The sequence below is a fragment of the Micromonospora sp. WMMD882 genome (assembly GCF_027497255.1).
Taxonomy (GTDB): domain Bacteria; phylum Actinomycetota; class Actinomycetes; order Mycobacteriales; family Micromonosporaceae; genus Micromonospora.
The window spans coordinates 1,172,010-1,196,919 of sequence record NZ_CP114903.1 but is presented as its reverse complement, the minus strand read 5'-3'; the positions used below and the strand labels follow the sequence as shown (position 1 = coordinate 1,196,919).

The 24,910-nt window shown below is 75.1% G+C and carries 10 protein-coding genes; 6 read left to right on the top strand and 4 right to left on the bottom strand.

Annotated elements, in window-relative coordinates:
• Position 1: 1 nt before the first annotated feature.
• From O7606_RS04415 to O7606_RS04405, 3 genes are read right to left on the bottom strand one after another with little or no spacing between them, the layout of a single operon-like run.
• A complete protein-coding gene (locus O7606_RS04415; RefSeq protein ID WP_281597732.1) occupies positions 2 to 2,818 on the bottom strand; it encodes a type I polyketide synthase in 2,817 nt (938 codons plus the stop codon).
• The gene (locus O7606_RS04410) at positions 2,811 to 9,575 is read right to left on the bottom strand and encodes a type I polyketide synthase (protein ID WP_281597730.1); all 6,765 of its coding nucleotides are present in this window, start codon (positions 9,573 to 9,575) and stop codon (positions 2,811 to 2,813) included. Before O7606_RS04410 ends, O7606_RS04415 begins: the two co-directional genes overlap by 8 nt.
• Positions 9,576 to 9,594: 19 nt before the next feature.
• A complete protein-coding gene (locus tag O7606_RS04405) occupies positions 9,595 to 17,682 on the bottom strand; it encodes a type I polyketide synthase (RefSeq protein ID WP_281597729.1) in 8,088 nt (2,695 codons plus the stop codon).
• Positions 17,683 to 18,974: 1,292 nt separating this feature from the next.
• Between O7606_RS04405 and O7606_RS04400 the strand changes: the two genes are divergently transcribed.
• From O7606_RS04400 to O7606_RS04380, 5 genes are all read left to right on the top strand, one after another.
• Positions 18,975 to 19,706, top strand: coding sequence for a tryptophan 2,3-dioxygenase family protein (locus tag O7606_RS04400; RefSeq protein ID WP_281597728.1), 732 nt, complete (start codon positions 18,975 to 18,977; stop codon positions 19,704 to 19,706).
• On the top strand, positions 19,699 to 20,850 hold the full coding sequence (locus O7606_RS04395; protein ID WP_281597727.1) for an aminotransferase class V-fold PLP-dependent enzyme: 1,152 nt from the start codon (positions 19,699 to 19,701) through the stop codon (positions 20,848 to 20,850). The genes O7606_RS04400 and O7606_RS04395 overlap by 8 nt, the downstream gene beginning before the upstream one ends.
• Positions 20,847 to 21,878 carry a methyltransferase gene (locus tag O7606_RS04390; protein WP_281597726.1) on the top strand — a complete coding sequence of 344 codons (1,032 nt, stop codon included), beginning with the start codon at positions 20,847 to 20,849 and terminating at the stop codon, positions 21,876 to 21,878. The genes O7606_RS04395 and O7606_RS04390 overlap by 4 nt, the downstream gene beginning before the upstream one ends.
• An 89-nt stretch (positions 21,879 to 21,967) precedes the next feature.
• Complete coding sequence (locus tag O7606_RS04385) at positions 21,968 to 22,450, top strand: hypothetical protein (RefSeq protein ID WP_281597725.1); 483 nt, start codon at positions 21,968 to 21,970, stop codon at positions 22,448 to 22,450.
• A 77-nt stretch (positions 22,451 to 22,527) separates the two neighbouring features.
• The gene (locus O7606_RS04380) at positions 22,528 to 23,757 is read left to right on the top strand and encodes an MFS transporter (RefSeq protein ID WP_281597724.1); all 1,230 of its coding nucleotides are present in this window, start codon (positions 22,528 to 22,530) and stop codon (positions 23,755 to 23,757) included.
• On the opposite strand, the gene O7606_RS04375 is transcribed toward O7606_RS04380, so the two are convergent.
• Positions 23,744 to 24,637 carry a S1 family peptidase gene (locus O7606_RS04375; protein WP_281597723.1) on the bottom strand — a complete coding sequence of 298 codons (894 nt, stop codon included), beginning with the start codon at positions 24,635 to 24,637 and terminating at the stop codon, positions 23,744 to 23,746. The genes O7606_RS04380 and O7606_RS04375 overlap by 14 nt on opposite strands.
• A 22-nt stretch (positions 24,638 to 24,659) precedes the next feature.
• On the opposite strand from O7606_RS04375, the gene O7606_RS04370 reads away from it, so the two are divergent.
• Positions 24,660 to 24,908: a hypothetical protein gene (locus tag O7606_RS04370; RefSeq protein ID WP_281597722.1), complete on the top strand. Its 249-nt coding sequence runs from the start codon at positions 24,660 to 24,662 to the stop codon at positions 24,906 to 24,908.
• Positions 24,909 to 24,910: the final 2 nt, after the last annotated feature.

Sequence of the window (24,910 nt, the reverse complement as noted above, 5' to 3'; positions counted from 1 at the left end):
GTCACCTCTGGTCTTCCGTGGTCAGGCGGTGCGCCCGGATCTGCTCCGGGTCCAGCCAGCAGCGACGCCGCTGGAACGGGTAGGTGGGCAGGTCGACCGGGGGCCGGACGCCGCCGTCGACGGCGACCCAGTCCAGGTCGACGCCGTGGGTGTGCAGGGTCGCGGCGGCGTCCAGCACGGTCACCCAGTTGCCGGCCTCCGGGTCCAGCGAGCGCAGCCACTGGCCGGCGCCCCGGGGCAGGCAGCGTTTACCCATCTCGATCAGGGTGTCCTTGGGGCCCATCTCCAGGAACGTGTCGTAGCCCTCGGCGGCCAGCGCCCGGACGGCCTCCAGGAACCGGACCGGCTCCCGCAACTGCTGCCGCCAGTACGCCGGGTCGTGGCAGACCCCGGAGCGCAGCATCGTCGCCAGGTAGGTGGACATGAACGGGATCTTCGGCTCGCCGAACTCCTGCCCGGTGACGGCCTTCTCGAACTCGTCGAGGATCGGGTCCAGCAGCGGCGAGTGCGACGCGTACGACACCCGCAGCGGCCGGGTCAGGACGAAGTCCTCCTCCAGCTTCTCCAGCACCTCCTGCACGGCGGTCCGCTCGCCGGAGATGACGGTGTGCTCGGGGCCGTTGACCGCGGCGACCGCCACCCGGCCGGCGTACCCGTCGAGCAGCGCGGCGACCTCCTCGGCGGGGGCCGAGCAGGCGGCCATCATGCCGGTCGGCGGCAGGGTCCGGGTGAGCCGGCCACGTTCCACGATCAGCCGGACGCCGGTCTCCAGGCTGAACACCCCGGCGACCCAGGCGGCGGCGTACTCGCCGAGGCTGTGCCCGAGCACCGCGGCCGGCTCCAGCCCCCAGGAGCGCCACATCGCGGCCAGCGCGCACTGCAGGGTGAACAGCGTCGGCTGGGCGTACTCGGTCTCGTCGATCGGGTAGCGGACGCCGTCCCCGGCCGGGAACAGCACGTCGCGCAGCCGCCACGGGTGGTGCGCGTCGAACAGCTCCGCGCAGCGGTCCACGATCCGACGGAACTCCGGCTCGGTCCGGTACAGCTCCGCGCCCATGCCGACGTGCTGGCCGCCCTGACCGGGGAAGACGAACGCGATCCGGCGGCCACCGCCGCCGGCCGGGACGACGCCGTGCCGTACGCCCTCGGGCGCCTCCCCGGCGGCGAGACCGGTCAGCGCGGCGCGGGCCGCGTCGAGGTCGGCCACCGCGACCGCCGCCCGGTGCGCGAAGTGGGTCCGCCGGGCGGTGCTGGTGTGGCACAGGTCGGCCAGGGTCGGCGCGGGGTCGGCGGCGAGCCGGTCCGCCCAGCGGCGGGCCTGGTCACGCAACGCCTGTCCGGTGCGGCCGGACACGGCCAGCAGCCGCGCCGGCCGGTCGGTGGCGACGCCCGTCAGCCGGTCGACGGCCACGTCCGGCGGCGGGCCGCCGTCGGCGGGCGGCGGGGCGTCGCCGAGGACGATGTGCGCGTTGGTGCCGCCGAAGCCGAACGAGCTGACCCCGGCGACCCGCTCCCCCGGCGGCGACGGCCACGGGGCGCGTCCGGTGGCCACCCGCAGCGGCAGCGCGTCCCAGTCCACGTGCGGGTTCAGCTCCCGCAGGTGCAGGTGCGGGGGGATCTCGCCGTGGCGCAGCGCGAGCACCACCTTGATGAGTCCGGTGATGCCGGCGGCGGCCTCCAGGTGCCCGGTGTTGGTCTTGACCGAGCCGAGCGTCAGGGGTCGGTCCGGGTCGCGGCCGGCGCCGAGCGCGACGGCGAGGGCCCGCACCTCGATCGGGTCGCCGAGGGTGGTGCCGGTGCCGTGCGCCTCCACGTAGTCGACCTGGCGCGGGGCGATCCGGGCGTCGGCCAGGGCGGCCCGCAGGACCTCCTCCTGGGCCACCCCGTTGGGGGCGGTGAGGCCGTTGCTGTGGCCGTCCTGGTTGACCGCCGAGCCGCGGATCACCGCGAGGATCCGGTCCCCGTCGGCGCGGGCGTCGCGGAGCCGCTTGAGCACGACCATCCCGGCGCCCTCACCGCGCACGTAGCCGTTGGCGGCGGCGTCGAAGGTGCGGCAGCGCCCGTCCGGGGAGAGCATCCCGACCTGGGAGAACGCCGCCGTGGTCGCCGGCCACAGCATCACGTTGACCCCACCGGCCAGCGCGGCGCGGGCGGTGCCGGCGCGCAGGCTCCGGCAGGCCAGGTGCACCGCGACCAGCGACGACGAGCAGGCCGTGTCCACCGCCAGGCTCGCCCCGCGCAGGTCGAACAGGTACGACAGCCGGTTCGCGGCGATGCTGAACGCGGTGCCGGACAGCCCCCGGATCGGCGCGCCGCCCAGCAGCAGGGAGTAGTCCCAGGTGCTGATGCCCACGTACACGTCGGTGGCGGTGCCGGCCAGCGCCGCCGGTCGCTGCCCGGCGTGTTCCAGCGCCTCCCAGGCCACCTCCAGCAGCAGCCGCTGCTGCGGGTCCATGCTGGCCGCCTCGCCCAGCGACAACCCGAAGAAGCCCGGGTCGAACCGGTCCACCTGGTCCAGGAACCCGCCGTCGCGGCTGCCCATCGTGCCCGGGGTGGACTGTTGCGGGTCGTGGTACGCGTCGACGTCCCACCGGTCGGCGGGCGTCTCGGAGACCAGGTCCACGCCGTCGCGCAGCCGGGCCCAGAACGCGTCCGGGCCGTCCGCGCCGCCGGGCAGCCGGCAGCCGACACCGATCACCGCGATCGGCTCGGTGCGGGCCCGTTCCACCTCGTCCAGGCGGGCCTGGAGGGTCTCGATGGCCACCAGGGCGCGTTTGAGCGGGGACAACGCCTCGGTGGACGCTGCGGCGTCACTCATGGGTGCTCCTCACCTCCAGGGCGGAGAGTTTCGCGGCCAGCAGGGCCTCGACGTCCGCGTCGTCCAGGGCCGCGACCCGCGCCACCAGGTCGTCGGGCGCGGCCGGCGGCTGCTGCGGCGGCGCGGGCTGCTCGGGCTCCGGGAACAGCTCCCGGAGCAGGTGGTCGCTGAGCTTCGCCACCGTGGGATGGTCGAAGGCCAGCGTGCTGGGCAGCCCACGCCCGGCGAGGACGCTCAGCGCGTTGCGCAGCTCCACCGCCATCAGCGAGTCCAGGCCCAGCTCGCGCAGCGGCTGGTGCGGGTTGACCGGCTGGGCGGGCGGCAACCCCAGGATGGTGACGGCGGCGCGCTGCACGTGCTCCTGGAGGAGTTGGCGACGTTCGGTGGGGTGCGCGGCGGCGATCCGCGCACGCGTCCCGCCGGCCGGGGCGTCGGCGGCGTCACCGGCGGACGGCGCCGGCGTGGCCCGGCGCAGCCGCGCCAGCAGGGCCGGTTCCCGGTCACCGTACTGACGCAGGTGGGTCGGCCAGTCCACGGCGAACACCCCGGCCTGGGTGACCCGGGCGTCCAGCAGCCGGTCCAGGGCCGCGGTGGCCTCGGTCGCCGACATCGCCCGGTAGCCCTGCCCGGCGAGGCGTCGCCGCTGCTGGTCGCTCATCCGGGCGGCCATCCCGCCGTCCGCCCACGGCCCCCAGTTGACGCTGGTCGCGGGCAGGCCCCGGGCCCGCCGGTGGTGGGCCAGGGCGTCCAGGAACGTGTTCGCGGTGAGGTAGCCGGCCTGACCGGCCGAGCCGAGCAGCGACGCGGCCGACGAGCAGAGCACCAGGAAGTCCAGGGGCAGCCCCCGGGTGAGCCGGTGCAGGTTCCAACCGCCGGCGACCTTCGGGGCGAGCACGGGGGCGAACCGCTCCCAGGTCTGCTGGTCGAGGACCCCGTCGTCGAGCACCCCGGCGGCGTGCACGATCCCGCGCAGCGGCGGCCGGGTGGCGGCGAGGTCGGCGAGCACGGCGGCCAGGGCGACCGGGTCGGCCACGTCGACCTGCCGGATCTCGACCTCGGCGCGGCGGCCCAGCTCCCGCAGGGTCGCCTCGACCTCCGGCGACGGCGCGCGGCGACCGAGCAGCGCCAGGCGCCGGGCGCCCCGGTCGACCAGCCAACCGGCGATCGCCGGACCGATCCCGCCGAGCCCCCCGGTGACCAGGTACGTGGCGTCGGCGCGGACGACCGGCGACGGCTCCTGGACGACGACCACCTTGCCGACGTGCCGGGCCTGGGCCATGTGCCGGAAGGCGTCCTCGGCCCGCTCCAGCGGGAACGCGCGCAGCGGCAACGGGGCCAGCCGGCCCGCGTCGAGGGCGGCGGTGGTCTCCGCCAGCATCGACCGGACCAGGGACGGGTCGGTGTCGACGACGGCCCCCAGGTCGAACGGGTGGTACGCGACGTCCGGCCGCAGCCGGGCGACCTGCTCGGCGGTCCAGACGCCACGCTTGCCGATCTCCAGGAAGACCCCGCCGGCGCGGAGCGCCCCGATGCTGCGCGGGATGAAGTCGTCGGTCAGGGAGTTCAGCACCACGTCGACGCCCGCGCCGCCGGTGCGTTCGCCGATCGCGTCGGCGAAGTCGAGGGTGCGGGAGTGGAACACGTGCCGTACGCCCAGCGCGGCGAGGACCGGCCACTTGGCGGGGCTGGCGGTGGTGAAGACCTCCGCCCCGACGGAGAGCGCGAGCTGCACGGCGGCCAGCCCGACCCCGCCGGCCGCCGCGTGCACCAGCACCCGGTCGCCGGCCCTGATCCCGGCCAGGTGGCGCAACCCGTACGCGGCGGTGCAGAACGCCACCGGGACGGTGGCCGCCTCCGCCCAGCCCAGCGACGCCGGAACCGGGGCGACCCGGTCGGCGGCGACGGTGACGTACGTGCCGAAGCTCGCCGGGGCCAGCGCGAGCACCCGGTCCCCGACGGCCGGACCGGTCACGTCGGCGCCGACGGCGACGACCTCGCCGGCGCACTCCAGACCGAGGGGCCCCGCCTCGCCCGGGTACATGCCGAGCGCGTTCAGCACGTCCCGGAAGTTCAGGCCGGTGGCGTGGACCCGGATCTCCACCTCGTCCGGTTTCGGCTCGCGCCGGGTGGCCGGGCCGAGGGCGAGGTGTTCCAGCATGCCGCGTTCGCGGATGCGCAACCGCACCGGCCCGGCGTCGACCGGCGTGGGCGTCGGCCGGGCCGGCGCGAGGCGGGGCACGTGGACGACGCCGTCGCGCAGCGCGTACTCGTCCTCGGGTTCGGCGGTCAGCAGCACGTCCGGCAGCGTCGGGGGCAGTGACCCGGCGTCGGCCGGGTCCAGGTCGACCACGCCGCAGCGCAGCCCGGCCGACTCCCGGTTGACCGCGCGGGCCAGGCCCCAGGCGGGGGCCTGGGTCACCGCGACCGGCGCGCCCGGGGTGACCGCCCGGCCGCCCCGGGTGACCAGCCACAGGCGGGGACACGCGTCGCCGTCGGCGGACAGCGTCGACACCAGGGCGAGCACCTGCCGTACCCGCCGCTCGTGCGCGGCGGTGACCTCCGCCAGGCTGGGCTCGTCGGCGAGCCCGGCAGGCAGGTCACCGACAGGCGGGGCGTCGGCAGGCGGATCGGCGGCTGCCGGGGCGCGGTGACCGGCCGGGCGCGGGGCCTCGGCAGGCGGGCGCGGGCCGCTCCCGGCCGGCCCGCCGGCCGGATCGTCGAGACCGGTCAGGTCGACCACGCCGCGCCAGGTCCGCCCCGGGGTCCGCAGCGACCCGGGCAGCTCGTCGGGGGCGTCGAGCAGGTCGACCGTCGCGCCCCGGGCGCGCAGCAGGTCGGCCAGGGCCGCCCCGGCGCCGCCCCGGTCGGCCAGCACCAGCCAGTCCCCGGGCCCGGTGGCGGCCGGGGCGAGCGCCGCCGGCTCCCAGCCGATCTCGTAGCAGAGGTCCGGGCCGGTGTGCCGGCGGACCGCGTGCCGGTCGGCGCGGCGCAGCAGCAGTCCCTCGACCCGGGCGGCCAACGTGCCGTCGACCCGGCGTACCTCGACGTCGGCGACGGCCGTGCCGCTGTCGTGCCGCCGCAACCGGGCGTGGCTCCACACCGCCGTCCCGGGCGCGGCGGCCGGGGTGAACCGGTCCACGCCGATCGGCAGCCAGGCGTCGGTCAGGTCGTCCGGGAACGCCGCCAGGGCCACCTGGAGGGCGGCGTCGAGCAGGGCGGGATGCCAGTGGAAGCCGGCGGGCCCGGCGGCCGGTCCGGCGGGCAGGACGACGTGCCCGACCGCCTCGTCGACCCCGCGCCAGAGTCGACCGATCCCGGTGAAGGCCGGCCCGTACTCGATGCCGATCGTGCGCAGCCGCTGGTAGAACGCGGTGACGTCGACGGCGGTGAGCCCGTGGCCGAGGCTCGCCGGATCGCGCCGGTCGGTCGGCTGCGGGGGAAGCCCGGTGACCGTGCCGGTGGCGTGCCGGGTCCACGGCGCGTCGGCCGGGTCGGTGGCGGGCTGGCTGAACACCTCCATCCTGCTGCGGCCGTCGCCGAGGGGGGTCAGCACGACCTGCGTCGACCGGGGGGCGTCGTCGTCGGGCAGCGCCAGCGCCTCGTGCAGCACCAGGTCGGTGACCTGGACGCCACCCACGGTCGGCACCTCGTCGTCCACCCCGGCCGGAGCCGACCCGCCGCCAGCGGACAGAGCCGATTCGCCGCCGGCGGCGGACAGGGCCGCAGAGCCGCCGGCGGCGGACAGGGCCGCAGAGCCGCCGGTAACGGCGGACAGGGCCGGTGAACCGCCGCCGGCGGCGGCCAGGGCCAGGTCGAGGTAGGCGGTCATCGGCAGCAGCGCGACGCCGTGCACGCGGTGCTCGCCGAGGAAGGCCACGCGCGCGTCGAGCAGGCTGTCGAAGGTCGGCACGGCGGTCCGGGCCCGACGCCCGAGCAGCGGATGGCCGTCCGCCACGGTCGGTCGGGCCGCCCGGCCGTCCGGTCGGCGCGGGCTGCGCAGCCAGTGCCGCTGACGCTGCCACGGGTACGCGGGCAGCGACACGCACCGGCCCGGGGCGGGGTGCAGCCGCGCCCAGTCGACGTCGTGGTTGGCCTGGTAGAGGCCGCCCAGCGCGGCGAGCAGCGTGGCCTGGCCGTCCGCGCCGGCCCGCATCGAGGGCAGCACCACGCCGACGCGGCCGTGGTGGTCGAGGTGCTCGGCGATCGGGCGGGCCAGCGCCGGCTGCGGGCCGACCTCGACGAACGTGTCCACCGCAGGGTCGAGGTGGGTCAGCGCCGCGGCGAACCGCACCGGCTCGACGATGTTGCGCGCCCAGTAGGCGGGGCCGAAGTCCCCGTCGGCGGCGGGCCGACCGGTCACCGTGGACACGATCGGCACGGTTGCCGGTCGGGGCGTGAGCCCGTGCAGCGCCGCCACCAGCGGGGCCTGGAACGGCGCCTGCTGCGGGCTGTGGAAGGCGTACTCGACCGGCAGCGACCGGGTGAACACGCCCCGCTCGGCGAGCCCGGCGAGGACCTCGTCCAGCGCGGCCGGCTCACCGGCCAGCACGGTGCCGGTGGGGCTGTTGACCGCGGCGACGGCCAGCCGGTCACCGTACCCGGCGATCAGCGCCTCGGCCTCCGGCTGCGGCAACGCGACGGTCGCCATCCGGCCCCGGCCGTGCGCCGACTGCATCACCCGTCCCCGGTGGTGGACCACCCGTACCGCGTCGTCGAGGGTGAGCGCCCCGGCGACGTACGCGGCGGCGACCTCGCCGACGCTGTGGCCGATCACCGCCTCCGGCTCGATGCCCCAGGAACGCCACAGCGCGGCGAGGGACACCTGCACGGCGAACAGCGCGGGCTGGGCGACCTCGGTGCGGTCCAGTCTGGACACTTCGGGCGCGGCGAGGATCTCGTCGAGCGGCGACCAGCCGGCGTGCGCCCGGAACAGCTCGTCACAGTGCCGCATGGTGGCCGCGAAGACCGGCTCCCGGGTCATCAGGTCCGCGCCCATGCCGGCCCACTGCGCGCCCTGGCCGCAGAAGACGAAGACCGGGCCGGCCGGGGCGTCCGGGGCGGCGGCGTCGGCGGGGGCCGGCGCGTCGGCGAGGACGGCCAGCCGGTCGGCCAGCTCGGCGTGGTCGCGGCCGGTGACGGCGGCCCGGAACGGGTGGTGGCTGCGCCGCGCCCCGGCCGTCCAGCACAGGTCACGCAGCGGCACGTCGGAGGTGGCCAGCATCGACCGGTACGCCTCGGCCAGCGCCCGCAGCGCCTGCGGGCTGCGCGCCGACAGCGGCAGCAGCTCCACCCGGCCGGCGTCAGCTCCGGCGGCCTCAGCGCCGGCGACGTCAGAGCCGACGGCCCCGGAACCGACGGCCCCGCTCTCGGCGGGGGCCTCCTCGACCACCAGACAGCCGTTGGTGCCGGACCAGCCGAACGAGCTGACCGTGGCGATCCGGGGCCACTCGCCCCGGGGCCAGGGCCGCAGCTCGGTCGGCACGACGAACCGCGACCCGGTCAGCGAGGCGTTCGGGTTCAACGTCCGGAAGTGCAGGTGCGCGGGGATCGCCTCGTGCCGCAGCGACAGCACCACCTTGATCAGGCCCGCGATGCCGGCGGCGGCCTCCAGGTGGCCGATGTTGGTCTTGACCGAGCTGAGCGCGACCGGCCGGCTGTCCGGGGTCGCCGGGCCGAGCGCCTCGGTCAGCGCCTCGATCTCGATCGGGTCGCCGAGGGCCGTACCGGTGCCGTGGGCCTCGACCGCGCCCACCTGCGCCGGGTCGACGCCCGCGTTACGCAGCGCCTGCGCGACGATGCGCTGCTGGGAGCGGCCGCTCGGCGCGGTCAGGCCGTTGGTCCGGCCGTCCTGGTTGACCGCCGAGCCGCGTAGCACCGCGAGGACCGGATCACCGTCGGCGCGGGCGTCGGAGAGCCGCTTGAGCACCACCGCGCCGCAGCCCTCGCCCCGGACGAACCCGTCGGCGGTGGCGTCGAAGGTCTTGCACCGGCCGTCGGCGGCCATCATCCGCATCTTGCTGGTGGCCATGGTGAAATGCGGACCCAGCGCCAGGTTCACCCCGCCGGCCAGGGCGGTACGGCACTCCCCGGCGCGCAGACTCTGGCTGGCCAGGTGTACCGCCACCAGCGACGACGAGCAGGCGGTGTCCAGGGCGACGCTCGGGCCGCGCAGGTCGAGCAGGTACGAGATCCGGCCGGCGATCACGCTGTGCGAGGTGCCGGTGCCGGTGTACGTGTCGATCTGCTCGGGGTCGGCGAACTGGAGCCACGTGTAGTCGTTGCTGTGGCTGTGCACGCCGACGAAGACGCCGGTCGGGCTGCCGGCCAGCCGTCCGGTGGTCTGGCCGGCGCTCTCCAGCGCCTCCCAGGCCACCTCCAGCATGATCCGCTGCTGCGGGTCCATCTGGTCGGCCTCCCGGGGGGAGATGCCGAAGAAGGACGCGTCGAACCGGTCGATCCGGTCCAGGAAACCGCCCCAGCGGCTGGTGACCCGGCCGGGCACGGTGGGGTCGGCGTCGTAGAGGGCGTCCGCGTCCCACCGGTCGGCGGGCACCTCGGAGATCGCGTCCACGCCGCCGCGCAGCAGCTCCCAGAACGCCGCCGGGCTGTCCGCGCCGCCCGGGAAGCGGCAGGCCAGGCCGACCACCGCGATCGGCTCGGTACGGGCGCGCTCGCTGGCCTCGAGCTTGGCGCGCAGGTCACGCACCGCGGTCAACGCGCGCTGGAGCGTCGCCGCCGAGGGGTTCGCTGAGGACATGTCCGTTCCTTGTCGGCCGTCAGGAGTCGAGGTCGTTGAGCTCTTGGGCGAGCAGCGCCGTCAGGTCGTCGACCGACAGCTCAGCCAGGTCGCCGGAGGCGTCGTCGGTGGACGGGGCCCTGCCCCCGCCGGTGGCCGCCGGCGTGTCGGCCGGCGCGACGTCGGGCGGGTCCAGCGGGACGCCCAGCCGGCCGGCCAGGTAGGGGACCATCACCTCGATCGTCGGGTAGTTCCACACCAGGGTGGACGGCAACGCGACACCCAGGCCCGCCTCCAGCCGGTTACGCAGCTCCAGCGACATCAGCGAGTCGAAGCCGAGGGACCGCAGCGGGGTGTCGAGGCCGATCCGGGAGGTGGCCAGCCGCAGCACCCGGGACGCCTGCTCCCGCACGTACGTCTCGACGGCGGCGCGACGACGACGGCCAGGCTCGGCGGCCAGGAACCCGGCCCGGACCCCGGCGGTCGCCGGCTGCTCCGGCACGGCGACGCCGAGCCGGGCGAGCTGGTTGGCCCGGCCGGCCGCCGGGTACGCCGCCACCCACTCGGCCGCGTCGAACGGCATCACCGCGACCTGGGCGGTGTCCTGCGCGAGCAGTCCACCGAGCAGGGCCGTCCCCTGCTCCGGGTCGATCGCCCGCAGCCCGCGCAGCGCCTCCTGGCCGCCCTGCTCCAGCCGCGCCGCCATGCCCACCGACGTCCACGGGCACCAGTTGACGCTGAGGGCGGGCAGCCCGGCGGCGCGGCGGGCGTGGGCCAGCGCGTCGAGGAACGCGTTGCCGGCGGCGTACGCGCCCTGGCCGGGTGAGCCCAGCACCGACGTCACCGAGGAGAACAGCACGAAGAAGTCCAGCGTCTCGCCGGCGGTCTGCTCGTGCAGGTGCCAGGCGGCGTCCACCTTCGGCCGGGCCACCCGGCGGTACCGTTCGGGGGTCTGCTGCAGCAGGATGCCGTCGTCGAGGACCCCGGCCGCGTGCACCACGCCCCGCAGCGGCGACAGGCGCCCGCGCACGTGGTCCAGCGCCCCGGCCACCTGGTCGGGGTCGGTGACGTCGGCGGCGAGCGCCTCGACCCGTACGCCGCGGCGGGTCAGCTCGTCGAGGACCGGCCGGGCCTGCGGCGTCGGCCCGGACCGGCCGACCAGGACGAGCTGCCGCGCGCCGGAGTCGGCGAGCCAGCGGGCCACCTGGAGACCGAGACCGCCGAAGCCCCCGGTGACCAGGTAGCTGCCGTCGGGGTGGACCCGGACGCCACCGGGCGGCACGACCGGCACGGTCCGCCGGTCCGCCACGGTCAGCACCACCTTGCCGAGGTGCCCGGCCTGCTCCATCAGGTGGAACGCGTCCCGGGCGGCGGCGACCGGGAACCGGCGCGCCGGCAACGGGCGCAGCTCCCCGGCGTCGACCCGGGCGACGACGCGGCGCAGCAGCGCGCCCACCCGCTCCGGCCGGTCGGTGAACATCGCGTCCAGGTCGACGGCGAAGAACGCCAGGTTGCGGCGGAACTCCCCGAGACCGATCGGCCGGTCCTGGTGGATGTCCCGCTTGCCGATCTCCACGAACCGCCCGTACGGGGCGAGGGCGGCGATGCCGTGCGTGATGAAATCCCCGGCCAGGGAGTTCAGCACCACGTCCACGCCCTGCCCGTCGGTCTCGGCGCGGACCTGCTCGGCGAAGGCCGTGGACCGGGAGTCCATCACGTGCCGTACGCCCAACGACTTGAGGTAGGCGCGTTTCTCCTCGCTGCCGGCGGTGGCGAACACCTCCGCGCCGGCGGCCTGGACGAGCTGCACGGCGGCCAGCCCGACCCCGCCGGCGGCGGCGTGCACCAGCACCCGCTCCCCCGGCTCGATCCGGGCCAGGTGCTCCAGGGCGTACGCGGCGGTGAGGAAGGCGATCGGCAACGTCGCGGCCTCGGCGAAGTCCAGCCCGGCGGGCATCGGCGCGACGAGCCGGGCGTCGGCGGTGACGTGACTGCCGAGGCAGTCGGCGGCCACCGCGACGACCCGGTCGCCGACCCGTGGCACGGTCACGTCCGGGCCGACCTCGGTCACCACTCCGGCGCACTCGTCGCCGAGACGCGCCGTCGACTCCGTCACCCCCGGGTACAGGCCGAGGGTCTTGAGGACGTCACGGAAGTTGAGGCCGGCGGCGCGTACCTCGACGCGCACCTGGCCGGGACCGGGGCGGGCCGGGTCGAACGGACGCAGGTGGAGCTGGTCGAGGGTGCCGACCCGGTCCAGCGTCAGCCGGAACGGCCGGTCACCGGCCGGCTCCGGGACGGCCGGCGGCGTCTGCGCCGCCCGGGCGACCAGCCGGGAGACCAGCAGCTCCCCACCGCGTACGGCCAGCTCCGGCTCGTCGGTCGGGGCGAGCAGGACAGCGGGCAGCGCGGCGTCCTCGCCGTTGCGGTCCGCGCCCAGGTCGACGCGGGCGCAGCGCAGGTCGGGGTGCTCGTGGGCGATGGTGCGGCCGAGCCCCCACAGCGGGGCCTGCCAGGGCGCGCCCAGCCGGTCGCCGGCCCGCGCGACCTGGCTGTCCCGGGTGACCAGCCAGAGCCGGGGCCGCTGCGCCCCCGGCGCGGCGTGCAGCGCCCGCACCAGGTGCAGCACGCTGTCGGCGACCAGCAGGTGGGTCCGCTCGGGGTCCTCCGCGCCGGGGGCGTCCAACGCCCACAGGTGGACCACGCCCCGGCAGGGTCGCTGCGCGTCGAACGCCTCGGCGAGCAGGTCGACGAGGTGCTCGGGCCGGGCCGGGTCGACCTCGTAGGCGTCGTCGCCGAGCCGCCGGTAGCGGTCCCCCGGCCGGACGACGACGCAGTCGCCACCGCGGGCCCGCAGCGCGGCGTCCAGGGCGCTGCCTCGGTCGGCGAGGACCAGCCACCGGCCGCGCCAGTCCGCCTGCTCCGGTGGGCTCGTCCAGGTGGGCGCCGGCTCCCAGCGCAGCTCGTGGAGCAGGTCGGCGCCGGTGGGCGCGCCCCGGTCCAGCCGGCGCAGCCGCAGGCCGGTGACGGTGAGCAGCACCCGGCCGTCGTCGGCGCGGACCACCAGGTCGGCGACCGGCTCGTCGGCGGGCGTGTCCGGCCGTGGCCGGGCCTGGCAGGTCACCGCCGTGCCGGGGCGTTCCCGCAGCTCGACCCGTTCCACTCCGACCGGAACGTACGGGTCGGCGGGCTGCTGCGGCAGCGCGGCGACGGCGGCCTGCAGGCAGGCGTCCAGCAGCGCCGGGTGCGTCAGGTACGCCGGGGAGTCCCCGGGCAGCTCGATCCGGGCGGTCACCGCGCCGGGGCTGCGCCGCAGGTGGCGGATCCCCTGGAAGCGGGGGCCGTACTCCAGTCCGCGGGCGCGCATCGCGGCGTAGTGCTCGTCGCCGCTGGACGTCGTCGCGGCGTCCGGTCCGGTGGGGTCGTCGGGTCCGGTCGGCGGCTCGACGTCCACGGCGGCCCGCACGACGCCCCGGGCGTGCTCCTGCCACTCGCCCGGGCGTCCGTCCTCGTCCGGTTGGCGGCTGGCGCAGCGGAACCCGTACCCGCCGGACGGCCGCCCGGTCAGGGTCACCTGGATCGTGGTGGCCCGCTCGGCCGACGGCGCCAACGGTCGGGTGATCTCCAGCCGCTCGACGACCGGGGTCGGCGTGCCGAGCAGTTCGCTGGTCGCGGCCAACGCCATCTCGACGTACGCGGTGGCCGGCACGACCACCTGGCCCCGGACCCGGTGGTCGGTGAGGTACGGCAACGCGTCGAGGTCGATCTCGGTGGTCCACAGGTGCGCGTCCCGGTCGAGGGACGACTCGACGTGCGCGCCGAGCAGCGGGTGACCGACGGCGCGGCGGCCGCGGGTCGGCGCGGCGGGCCAGTGCCGCTCCCGCTGCCAGGGGTACTCCGGCAGGCGGACCACCGCGCCCCGGGTCGGGTGCAGCGCCGTCCAGTCCAGCGGCACGCCGAGCCGGTAGAGCTCACCGGCGCTGTCCAACATGGACCGCCGCTCGGCGGTGTCCCGGCGGGTGGAGGCGAGGGTCACCCCGACGTCGCCGTGCCGGCGGCAGGTCTCCTCCACCGCGGCGCTGAGGACGGGGTGGGGGCTGATCTCCAGGAAACACGTCAACCCGTCGGCCAACAACCGCCCCACCACCGGCGCGAACCGCACCGGCTCCCGCAGATTCTCCCACCAGTACCCCGCCACCGCCTCACCACCAGCCAACACCCCACCCCGCACCGTCGAATACCACGGCACCGAACCCACCCCCGGCGACACCGACCCCAACCCCGCCAACAACTCCCCCCGCAACCCGTCCACCTGCGGACTGTGCGACGCCACATCCACCTGCACCCGCCGCGCGAACACCCCCCGCGCCGACAACAACCCCACCACCTCGTCCACCGCCTCCGACGACCCCGCCACCACCGTCGTCACCGGCCCGTTCCACGCCGCCACCACCACCGCACCACCAAACGACGCCACCACCTCCTCCACCTCACCCGCGCCCAACTCCACCACCGCCATCGCCCCACGACCCGAAATCCCCCGCAACAACCCCGACCGCACACAGATCACCCGAGCCGCGTCCGACAACGACAACACCCCCGCCACACACGCCGCCGCCACCTCACCCATCGAATGCCCCACCACCGCCGCCGGCTCCACCCCCCACGACCGCCACAACGCCGCCAACCCCACCTGCACCGCGAACAACACCGGCTGCACCACATCGATCCCCTCAGGAACCGACCCACCCTCCACCACATCCAGCAACGACCACTCCACAAACTCCCCGAACACCGCCGCACACTCCACCAACACCCCCCGAAACACCGGCTCCGACCGCGCCAACTCCCGCCCCATCCCCACCCACTGACCACCCTGACCCGGAAACACGAAGACGACTTTCCGGGGGTTGCCGGAAGACGCCGCGACGGGCAGGTTCCCCTCGGCGAGCCGCGCTTCGAGCTGGGTGGCCAGGTCGGCGGTGGAGGTCGCGGTGACGGCGAGCCGCACCCCGTGGTGGGCCCGGCGGACGGCGGCGGTGTGGCCGAGGTCGCGCAGGTCGGTGTTGGGTCGCCGCCGCAGCAGCTCCGCCGTACGTCGGGTCAGCTCGGCCAGGGCGGCCGGGGTGTGCGCCGACAGCGGCACCAGCACGGCGTCCCCGGCGTCGGGGCGGTCCCCGGTGGGCGCGCTCCCGTCGGGTCCGGCCCCGTCACCCGGCTCGACCGGCGTCGCGCCGACGTCGCCCGGCGTGCTGACGGGTCCTGTCGGCGCGGGGGGCAGCGGCACCGCCGTGACGTCCGGCGGGTACAGCGCCGGCCAGTGGATCGGCTGCCCGAGCTGGTGCAGCCGGGCCACCGTGTCGAGCAGCGCGGCGCGTTCGTCCTCGTCGCGGCGGGTGGAGGCGAGGGTGACGCCGGGCCCGTGGTGACGGGCCAGACTCTGCTCGACGGCGGCGCTGAGGACGGGGTGGGGGCTGATCTCCAGGAAACACGTCAACCCGTCGGCCAACAACCGCCCCACCACCGGCGCGAACCGCACCGGCTCCCGCAGATTCTCCCACCAGTACCCCGCCACCGCCTCACCACCAGCCAACACCCCACCCCGCACCGTCGAATACCACGGCACCGAACCCACCCCCGGCGACACCGACCCCAACCCCGCCAACAACTCCCCCCGCAACCCGTCCACCTGCGGACTGTGCGACGCCACATCCACCTGCACCCGCCGCGCGAACACCCCCCGCGCCGACAACAACCCCACCACCTCGTCCACCGCCTCCGACGACCCCGCCACCACCGTCGTCACCGGCCCGTTCCACGCCGCCACCACCACCGCACCACCAAACGACGCCACCACCTCCTCCACCTCACCCGCGCCCAACTCCACCACCGCCATCGCCCCACGACCCGAAATCCCCCGCAACAACCCCGACCGCACACAGATCACCCGAGCCGCGTCCGACAACGACAACACCCCCGCCACACACGCCGCCGCCACCTCACCCATCGAATGCCCCACCACCGCCGCCGGCTCCACCCCCCACGACCGCCACAACGCCGCCAACCCCACCTGCACCGCGAACAACACCGGCTGCACCACATCGATCCCCTCAGGAACCGACCCACCCTCCACCACATCCAGCAACGACCACTCCACAAACTCCCCGAACACCGCCGCACACTCCACCAACACCCCCCGAAACACCGGCTCCGACCGCGCCAACTCCCGCCCCATCCCCACCCACTGACCACCCTGACCCGGAAACACGAAGACCACCCGGGGCGGGACGGACGGCGACGGGTCGGTGGTGGGGGCGGCGGCGAGCCACTGGTCGAGCCCGGTCACCAGCTCCTCGCGGGTGCGGGCGGGCAACGCCAGGCGGTACGGGTGCCGGCGCGCGTACCGGTCGGCGGCGCTCCAGCACAGGTCGGGCAGCGACCGCGTGGTGGTGGCCGCCTCCCGTACGGCCTGGGCGAGCCCGCGCAGCGTGCCGGGGTCGGGCGCGGACAGCGGCAGCAGGCTGGTCGGCTGCGCGGTGGTCCCCTCCAGCACGACGTGGCAGTTCGTCCCGCCGAAGCCGAAGGCGCTCACCCCGGCCAGCGCCCGCTCCTGCGGGCAGGGCCACGGCTCGACGGTCTGCGGCACCCGCAGGTTGATCCGGTCGAAGGGGATGTGCGGGTTCGGCCGGGTGAAGTGCAGGTTCGGCGGGATGGTCCGGTGCCGGACGGCGAGGACCGTCTTGATCAGTCCGGCGATGCCGGCGGCGGCCTCCAGGTGCCCGATGTTGGTCTTGACCGAGCCGATGGTCAGCGGCCGGTCCGCGGCCCGGTTCGCGCCCAGCACCGCGCCGATCGCGTTGGCCTCGATCGGGTCGCCGAGCATGGTGCCGGTGCCGTGGGTCTCCACGTAGTGGACCCGCTCGGGCGGCACGCCGGCGCGGTCGTAGGCGGCCTGGAGCATCGCCACCTGCGCCTGCGGGTTGGGCGCGGTGAGACCGTTGCTGAAGCCGTCGTTGTTGACCGCGGAGCCGCGGATCACGCAGTGGACGGGGTCGCCGTCGGCGAGCGCCCGGGACAGCGGCTTGAGCACGACGATGCCGGCGCCCTCGCCGCGGACGTAGCCGTTGGCGCGCGCGTCGAACGCCTTGGACCGGCCGTCGGGGGACATCGCCCCGAACTTGGACATCGCCACGGTGCTCTCCGGGGCGATGGTGAGGTTGACGCCGCCGGCCAGCGCTGTCGTGGCCTCGCCGGCGCGTAGGCTCTGGCACGCCAGGTGGACCGCCACCAGCGCGGACGAGCAGGCCGTGTTGACCACCAGGCTGGGGCCCTGCAGGCCGAGCAGGTAGGACACCCGGGCGGCGACGACGCTGAGGTCCTGCCCGGTCGCGGTGTGCGGGGAGATCTCCTCGCGGTGGCCGGCCAGGCGGGCGTAGTCGTGCCACATCGCTCCGCAGAAGACGCCGACGGGGCTGCCCCGCAGGGCGGTCGGGGGGATGCCGGCGTCCTCCAGCGCCTCCCAGGCCAGCTCCAGGACCAGTCGTTGCTGCGGGTCCATCTGGACGACCTCGCGTGGGGCGAGGCCGAAGAATCCGGCGTCGAACTGGTCGACCTGGTCGAGGAAGCCGCCCCACCGGGTGCTCATCCGGCCGGGCGCGTCGGGTGACGGGCTGAAGTAGTCGTCGAGGTCCCAACGGTCGGCGGGAACCTCGGTGACGGCGTCGACACCCTGGGTCAACAATTGCCAGTAGGCGTCCGGGTTCGGCGCTCCCGGAAAGCGGCATGCCATCCCGACGACGGCGATGGGTTCGGATTCCCGCACCGTCGGGCGGGGCGTCGACGCGGTCGGCGGCGCGGCGTCGCCGGTGAGGAATCGGACGATCGCGTCGATGGTCGGGTGATCCCACACAAGTGTCGCCGGCAGCGGACGGTTCAGGTACCCGGAAAGCGCGGCGATGAGCTCGGCGGCCCGCAGGGAATTGAGGCCGTACCGGTTGAGGCGCTCGTGCGGGTCCAACCCGGCGGCGTCCAGACCGAGCTGAACGGCCAGCCGCGCCCTCAGCCATTCCTCTACTTCGGACGGTGCGGGCGAATCGTGTCGGGATGCTGCCTGATCGGGATGCTGCATGCACTTGTCCTAAACAGAGGGACCTTTTGCCGACCAGCCGTCGACCGTTCTCGGGTCCAGACGGGTTGGCGGGTCGGAAAGGTTGCCGACGCGATGAAAACGAGCGCGGATTTCGGGTCAGGACGTGCTGGTCGCCACCACCGGTCTGGCGGGTTTCGCCAGCTCATCCGGGTGACCGGGAGGCCGTGAGAGGCGCGGGAGCCGACCGTCCGGTCGGGACGGTCGCGCTGGACGTGGCGCGCGGCGTCGACCGCGAGCCGCGTTCCGGTCGACGGCGTCGGGCGCCGACGGAGCATTCGGGTTGCTTTCCGTGCCGCGCCGCGCACGCGGGGTGACCGCGACGTCGGATGTCCGGAGAAAACCTTCGGTCCGTGGGCCGCGAACGGCGGAACGCGCCGTCGGCACGGCGGGCCCGATCGTCCGGAATTGCCGAACGTCGACCACCGTCGAGCCCTCGCCCACAGCACGCTCCAATTCGCGACACCAGGCCCGGCTCATGGAGCCGGACCGAGGAGAAGTGGAAGACCAACACCGGACCGAGGACCGGGACGGCCGATAGGAATTCGCTACAGCATCGACCCGAACAGCGCCCCCGCGCAACCGTCTAACGGATCGTTGCCGGGATGCTATCAGCGGAACTCAGTTGTTGGACACTACCGCGAAAGGTCGCGTTGGAGCTCTTATGTCGGCCGCCAGAGGTAAGGGGAGGCTATGATCTACTGTGGAACTCTTGTCCGCTTTGGTGGTCGTGATGTATTTATATTTGTCGCGCTTTTGTCCGCCGCCGCCTGCGGCGCGACGGCAACGGACGCCACCTCGCACCGATCACCACCCCCGCCAGCACGGACACCGCGCCGGAAACCCCTCCAAGCAGGCTTGACGGGCAGTTCACCCGCGGGTGACGGTGGCCACGCCGGCCTTCGGCCCGCTGCGGGCGGGCGGCGTCGACCCTGCGGCGCCGGACCCCGCCGGGTCGGGAACCGGACAGCGACGCCGCCTCCGGACGGACCCGTCCGCATCGGACCCACCGGAGCCGAAGGCGGACGCCGACGACGGCCGACGCCCGCGCCGACGCCGCCACGGCCCACCCCGCCACGGAGGATCACATCCACCCACGTCATACCGGGAACGCCGGACCGGTTCGCCGCAAAAGCGGTTACCCACACCGATGCCGACACTACGGACGCCATGACGGGGGTGGATCTGGTCATTGCCTCCGGTCACTGGATAATGACCGCGCGACGATCCCGGGTCGCGGCGGTCGCCAGACCGACACCGAAAGGGACGATTCTGTGAAGCGAGACTACGCCCCGGTGCTGCCCGGCGAGGGAGGCACCGACTACGCGCGGTACATGCGTACGGACGCCCTGCTCGACCTGCAACGACGGCCGGAGGAGGTGATCCACCGCGACGAGTTGCTCTTCCAGGTGGTGCACCAGTCCACCGAGCTGTGGTTGAAGCTGGCGGCGGCCGAGGTCGCCGAGGCGACCGCCCGGGTCGACGGCGATGAGCCGGGCGAGGCCGAGTTGCTGCTCGCCCGAGCGGTGCTGTGCGTCCGGCTCGTCACCGACCAGTTGGACATGTTCCGTCACCTCTCCCCCGCCGACTTCCAGGCGATGCAGCCGGCGCTGGGCAACGGCTCGGGCGCCGAGTCGCCCGGCTGGCGGCAGGCCCAGACCGCCAGCCGCCACCTGGGTCGGGCGTTCCAGGATCTGCTCGCCCGGCGACGGCTCGACCTGGCCGTGCTCTACGACGGCAGCCCGGCCGACCCGACGCACCGGCTGGCCGAGGCGATGCTCGACTGGGACGAGCGGGTGGCGCTCTGGCGCTCCCGGCACTACCGGATCGCCCTGCGGATCGGCAGTCACGCGCCCGCCGGCGTCCGGGGCAGCGCCGCCACCACCCTGGCCCGCCTCGCCGACCACCGCTTCTACCCCGAGCTGTGGCAGGTCCGCGCCGACCACGCCACCGGCCCGGCAGCGGAGCGGACGCCCGTGTCCGCTGCGGGGGCCGACGATGAATGAGCCCACGCCGACCGGGGACCCCGGCCCGGGTCGGGCGTTGCGGGACCAGTTCCCCGTGCTGTCCACCTGCGTCTACCTCAACAGCAACTCCACCGGCGCGGTCCCCGGCGCGGCCGAGCAGGTGCTGAGCCGGTACTGGGACACGTTGCGCGGCTGGCGCGACGACGTCTGGGGCGGCTGGCACGAGGGCCTGGACCGGTACGCCGACTCGGTCGCCGCGCTGCTCAACGCGCCGGCCGGCAGCGTCGTCACCGACGCGAACCTGAGCACGCTGCTGGCCCGGGTGGCGTCCTGTTTCGACTACCGCCCGCCGCGTGACCGGGTCGTCACCACCGACCTGGAGTTCCCGACCGTGCCGTTCGTCTGGAACGCGTTCGGCCGCTACGGCGCGCGGTTGGACGTGGTCGGCGCCGGGGGCCCGCGCTTCGACGAGGACGCCCTGATCGACCGGATCGACGAGCGGACGCTGCTGGTCTGCGTCGCGCACGCCAGTTTCTCCTCCGGCGCCACCCTGGATCTGGCCCGCCTGACGCGCCGGGCGCACGAGGTCGGCGCGCTGGTCGTGGTGGACGCCTTCCAGAGCGTCGGGGTCATGCCGGTCGACGTCACCGCGCTGGGCGTCGACTTCCTGCTCGGCGGCGCGCACAAGTGGCTGTGCGGGGTCGGGACCGCGTTCCTCTACGTACGCCCGGATCTGCTGCCCGGCCTGGAGCCGGCGGCGACGGGGTGGCAGGCCGGGGACGTGGCGTTGACCTTCCGGCCGTCGCGGCGTTTCGCCGACGGCGCGCAGCGCTTCGCCGGCGGCACGCCGTACCCGTTGACCTCGCTGATCTCGCAGGTCGGCCTGGACCTGCTGGCGGGGGTCGGCGTCCCGGCGATCCGGGCGCACTCGCTGCGCTGCACGCAGCACATCATCGACCGGGCCGGGGCGTTGGGCCTGCCGGTGGTCAGCGGGACCGACGCGGGCCGCGGCGGCGTGGTGTGTCTCGACATCCCCGACGGCGAGGCGGTCAAGCGGCGGCTGGCCGCCCGGAACATGGTCTGTAGTTGGCGCGGCTACCTGCGGGTCGGCCCGCACGTCTACAACACCCTCGAGGAGATCGACGAGTTCATGGACGCGCTCGGCCAGGAGGTCACCCGATGAGCACCGTGTCGTTGTCCCCCCGGGCGTTGATGAGCCTGCTGGTCAACGCCAGCAAGGCCGTGGACGTGCTGGAGACCGCCCTGGGCATGGGCCTGCTCGACGTGCTGGAGCCGGGTCCGGCCCGGTTGGACGAGCTGGCCGACCGGTTCGGGGTGCGGCCGCTGCGGCTGTACAAGTTCCTGGACTGCCTGGAGAGCCTCGGTTTCGTGGCGCGGGAGGAGCCGGGCGACGACATCGCCGAGGCCAGCTACCGGGCCGTGCCGGGGCTGCGGGAGGCCGTGGTGGCGGTGTTCGGGCCGGCGTCGATCGAACGTGACCGCGACCGGTACCCGTGGCAGCGGTTGCACGGTCGGCTGCCCGGGGCGCTGCGCGGCGAGGTCGGCATGACCGACGACGACTTCGCCTGGCCGCCGCGCACCGACGAGCAGACGGCGGCGTTCGAGCGGAGCATGTCCGCCGGGGTCGGACCGGTGGTCGAGGTGTTCGGCCAGCACGCCGACCGGCTCTGGTCGGGGCGGCGGCGGTTGCTCGACGTCGGCGGCGGCGACGGCACCCTGGCCGCGCGGATCCTCGCCGACGCCCCGGGGCTGCGGGCCGACGTCTACAACCTGCCGGCGGTCGGGCCGCTGGTGGAGCAGACCCGCCTGGGCTGCGTCGACCCGGCGCGGTTGGGGTTCGTCGCCGGTGACTTCCTCGCCGAGCCGCTGCCGGACGGCTACGACACCGTCTCCTTCGTGCGGGTGCTGCACGACTGGCCGGGCGAGGTGTCCCGGATGCTGGTGGAGAAGGCGTACGCGGCGTTGCCGCCGGGCGGGCAGGTGTTGATCTGCGAGGAGTTCCGCACCCCGGACCGGCTGGCCGTGCAGTTCTTCTGGACGTACTTCCTGATCGGGGTGGACACCTGCGTCAGCCGGCTGCGCGAGGTGTCCTACTACACCGACCTGCTGGCCGAGGTCGGCTTCGAGAAGCCTGAGGTGCTGCCGGGCGGCTGGGAGCTGGTGGTGGCCCGCAAGCCGGCGCGCCCCTGAGCGGCGGGCGCCGACGCGGGGGCGGGACGGCCGGGCCGGCGGGCAGGCCGGGCCGCGCCACCGCGACCGCGTCAACGTAGCGTTGACACATGCAGTCGGAGATGATCGAGCTGGCCGAGCTGCGCGTGGCCCGAGCCCGCCTCGACGAGCGGGAGTTGGAGCTGATCGACCGGGCCCGCCACGCGGGCGCCACCTGGGCGCAGCTCGCCGCGGCGTTGGGCCTGACCAGCCGGCAGGCCGCCGAGCAGCGCCGCCAGCGGCTCGTGGCGGCCCGGCTGACGCGCTGGGACCAGCTCGACCGCGCCTGGTCGCCGCAGCTCACCGCGTTGCGGTCGGCCCTGACGGAGCTGGGTCGGTGGATGAGCGCGGACCGGGCCTGGGCGCGGCGGTTCCCGCACGCCGCCCTGGTGCGGGACACCACGGCGATCGCCGTGGACGCCGCCCCCGGCCCGTTGCACACGCTGGCCACCCAGGTGGTGGCCGACCTCGACCGGGTCGATCCGGCCCGACTGCCGCCGCCGGCGCATGTCGCCCTGGCCGCCCTCCACCACGCCCTGTCAACGAAACATTGACGTAGCGGTGCAGCATTGCGTCGCATCGACTCACCACTGAGGATCTGAGTCGCCGGACTCGAACCTGGGAGAAGCCGATGCGGCGCAACGCTGTCCTGTTCGTGGTGATCTCGGCGCTCTCCGGATTCACCGGCGCCACGCTGATCCTGGTCGCCGGGATCTGGGCGCTCGACCTCACCGGCTCCGCCGGCCTGGCCGCGCTGGTCGGCCTCTGCGTGTACGGGCCGGTGCTGGCCGGGCCATGGCTGGGTGACGTGGTCGACCGGCTGCCCCGACGGCCGCTGCTGGTGACGGTGAACCTGGCGCTGTCCGGCGCGCTGCTGAGCCTCCTGGCGGTCCGCGGTCCCGCGCAGACCTGGCTGCTCTTCCTGGTCTGCGCCGTCTACGGGATCAGCCTCGTGCTGAGAGACGCGGGCGAGACGGCCCTGCTGCCGTCCGCGCTCTCCCCCACCGAGCTGGCCGACGTCAACGGTTGGCGGTCCAGCGCCCAGGAGGGCATGAAGCTGCTGGCGCCCCTGGTCGGCGCTGGCCTGTACGCGTGGCGGGGCGGCCACGCGGTGGCGGCGCTCACCGCCGCCGCGCCGACGCTGGTGTCCCTGCTGTACGGGGCCGTGCGCGCGGTCCGGACGCCGCCGGAGCAGCCACCGTCACGGGCCGCCCGGCGGCCAGCCGACGCGGGCCACCGGACGACGCCGGCGCGCCTGCTGCGCGGCACGACGGCGGTCCGGGCGACGGTGCTGTTGGCGGCCGTCGCGGTCGCCATGTCGGGTTTCACGACAGCGGCGGTGTACGAGGTCGTGACCACCGACCTGGCGCTGCCGACGACGTTTCTCGGCGTGCTGGTCAGCGCGCAGGGCGTCGGGTCGGTCCTCGGTGGCCTGTTCGTCGGCCGGCTGGTCGGCCGGCTCGGGCCGGTCCGCGCCGGTGGGATCGGCGTGGCGCTGTTCGCCGTCGGTTGTCTGGTCCGTGTCCTGCCCTGGCCGGCGACGGTGGTGGCGGCCACGGTGACGGTCGGGGTGGGCCTGCCGTGGGCGCTGGTGGCCGCCGTGAGCGCGGTGCAGACCCACACGCCGACGGCGCTGCTCGGTCGGGTGGCCGCGACGGCCAACACGGTGATGTTCGGCCCGATCGTCGTGGCCATCCCGCTGGGCTCGCTCGCCGCCCAGCTCGGCGGCCGGCCGGCGCTGGTGCTCGCCACCGTGATCTGCCTGGCCGCGGTGGCGGTGACCGGTCCCGCCGCCGGCCGCGGCCCGGCGCGCCCCGCCACCTCGCGGGGAGGCGACGGGGCGCCGGTCACGGCAGGGTGAGCCCGTACGCTGACAGGATCTCCCCGATCGGCTGGTAGTAGCTGACGCCGCCGCTGCCGCAGTTGCCGCTGCCACCGGAGAGGATGCCGAGGATCCGCCCGGTCGCCGGATCGTAGAGCGGACCGCCGCTGTCGCCCGGCTCGGCGCAGATGTTGGTGCGGATGAGCCCGGACACCGAGCCCTGGGCGTAGTTGACGGTGACGTTGAGTCCGGTGACGCTGCCGCACCGCACGCCGGTGGTCGCTCCGCTGCGGCAGACCCGCTGACCGACGTGGGCGCTGGCGATCCCGGTCGCGGTGATCGTGCCGGGGTAGGTGTGGATCGCGCTGGGACGCGGGACCGCCGGGTTGGTGTACTGGACCAGACCGTAGTCGTCGCCGGGGAAGGCGGCGGCGGCCCGGACGCCGAGCAGGGTGCTCTGGGCGCTGTCGGCGTACCAGGTGCTGCCGGCGACGGCGCAGTGCCCGGCGGTGACGAAGTAGGAGACGCTGCCGCGCCGGACGTTCGCGCCGAGCGAGCAGCGTCCGCCGCCGTTGCCGTAGATGGCCTGGCCGGCGGCGATGAGGGTGGTCAGCCGGCCGGGCTCGTGGCGCAGCACGGCGTCGGCCCGGGCGACCGTGGCGCGCAGCGCGGTCAGCCGGTCCCCGGTGACGGTGTCGTCGACGGTGACCGTCATCCGCCCGGTGACCGGGTCGGGTCCCCAGGCCGTGCCGGGGACGGCCGCCCCGGCGAGGACGGCCGCGGCCCGGATGACGGCCCCGGGCGCTGATCCGACCGGCCGGGCGAGCGGGTCGGGTCCGGCCGGCCGGGCCTGGGCGACTCCGGGCAGCGCCACGACAAGCGCGGCCAGCACGGTGGCGACGAACGGGGAACGACGCACCCCGACCTCCCTAATATCGACATTGTTTGATGCCATTCAGCATCCGCCTCCGCCGTCGACGGCGCAAGGAAGAGACCGACCGCGCGCCGACCCGCGGACGACCAACGAGGACATCCGGCCGTACCTGCGCCACTTCGTCGACGAGGCGCCCGCCGAACTGGTGGCGCTGCTCCGGAGGACCTCCGGGTCGGCCGACCGCGCTTTGCCGGCGCCGGTGTTCGTGGCACGGGGCGCGACGAGCGTCACCGCGCAGGTCGACCGGGCGATCTAATT